Here is a 1290-nt window from a genome sequence, read left to right as displayed (position 1 = left end):
CGCCAGACGGCCCAGCACCACAACCGGGATCGGGTCGGGCATATTACGACGAAAGCGACCGGGGGCGGTGTTTGTCGTTACGGCGCTGGAGGCCAGCGAGTAATACGCCATCACCTTAGAATTACTGTCGCAGCATACAAAAGTGCGGGATGCGCCAGTGACCTGATTTTTCATCGCCCGCTGTTTCAGCCAGCTATCCATCGAATCCACGCCACAGCAGAACGAGGTAAGAATATGTCCGGCTCGAAGAGGCTCAGGAGCGGAGGTCACTTTTTCAGCTCCCACGGCGCAGGTGTCTGCATGGTTTTACGCAGTGCATCGCTTGGCGCAGGCGCGTCATCCAGACGGGTAAGAAACGCCTGATAAGCCTCTGGGCCAGCCATAATGATACGCTGCTCGATCAGTGCTTCCTCGGCTGCGGCACGGGCGGCTTCCAGCACAAAATCAGTGCGGTTTTTCCCTCTAGCCTTTGCCGCACGGTCAATCAGATCGCGCTCGGCGGGTTTGATACGCAGGTTCAGCGTTTCACGTTTGATAGACATGCTGTTTGCGGCTGGCATGGTATTGTCCTCTGGTGTGTCTCTGGATAATAATTATACGCCATACGTAACGCTGATGTCATTACGGAAATATCTAAAGGGAATCGTACCGGAGGATCGAACCGGATACCTTTCCACACAAGCTTTCCCACTATTTTGATTTAGAAGAAAAAACAGGGGTCAGACTCAGGGTCTTGACAAAAAACCGAAAGCAGATTTATGATGAAATTCAATTTAATAGGTAGCTGAATGTTCGCGAGTCCGGGCACCACTATTTAAAGAACCCGCCCTAGAGGCGGGTTTTTGCTTTTATAGTTTCTGATACTTTCCAACCGATCATCTCTCAATATCTTTACTGCTCTACCCCTCACAAAATCCATACGTAAGATTAGTCGTGCCTGTTAACAAGCTGACATCTGGGTTCTATAAGAAGATGGGGTTTAACGTGATGGGATGTACAGAAGTGGACGATCTCGAGCGACAGTACCTGTTACTCAACCCCGTGCACGGATAGCAGGCAATGTGCTGCCGGGAGAGCCTGGTGTGCTGCGCTTCTCAGGCCTGAACACCGGTTACAACATGATGGGCTGGATAAAACGGTACGCTGCATCCGGCAGTTCTCATTCCCTGCAGACGCAAAAAAGCCCATCCGGCAGGATGGGCTTCTTCACTTGTTTGATGCCTGGCAGTTCCCTACTCTCGCATGGGGAGACCCCACACTACCATCGGCGCTACGGCGTTTCACTTCTGA

At 51.9% G+C, this 1290-nt stretch carries 1 protein-coding gene and 2 pseudogenes; 1 reads left to right on the top strand and 2 read right to left on the bottom strand.

Features of this window, described 5'->3' with window-relative positions:
• Together KQJ19_RS23635 and KQJ19_RS23630 are read right to left on the bottom strand one after the other, a co-directional pair.
• Positions 1-270: pseudogene (locus KQJ19_RS23635) on the bottom strand (GNAT family N-acetyltransferase); the annotation flags it as partial.
• The gene (locus KQJ19_RS23630; protein WP_216404278.1) at positions 267-560 is read right to left on the bottom strand and encodes a DUF1778 domain-containing protein; all 294 of its coding nucleotides are present in this window, start codon (positions 558-560) and stop codon (positions 267-269) included. The pseudogene KQJ19_RS23635 and the gene KQJ19_RS23630, both read right to left, overlap by 4 nt.
• A 397-nt stretch (positions 561-957) precedes the next feature.
• Here KQJ19_RS23630 and KQJ19_RS24165 point away from each other — a divergent pair.
• Positions 958-1053, top strand: a pseudogene (locus KQJ19_RS24165) (GNAT family N-acetyltransferase); the annotation flags it as partial.
• Positions 1054-1290 lie beyond the last annotated feature (237 nt).

Origin of the sequence: Citrobacter sp. S46_ASV_140 (assembly GCF_018919545.1) — a bacterium.
GTDB lineage: Bacteria > Pseudomonadota > Gammaproteobacteria > Enterobacterales > Enterobacteriaceae > Citrobacter > Citrobacter braakii.
The sequence above is the reverse complement of the archived record's forward strand: the minus strand, read 5'-3'. Positions and strand labels throughout refer to the sequence as shown.

Bases quoted from the DNA above. Each gene is read 5' to 3' on its own strand.
- KQJ19_RS23630 (WP_216404278.1), bottom strand. From the start codon at position 560: ATGCCAGCCGCAAACAGCATGTCTATCAAACGTGAAACGCTGAACCTG.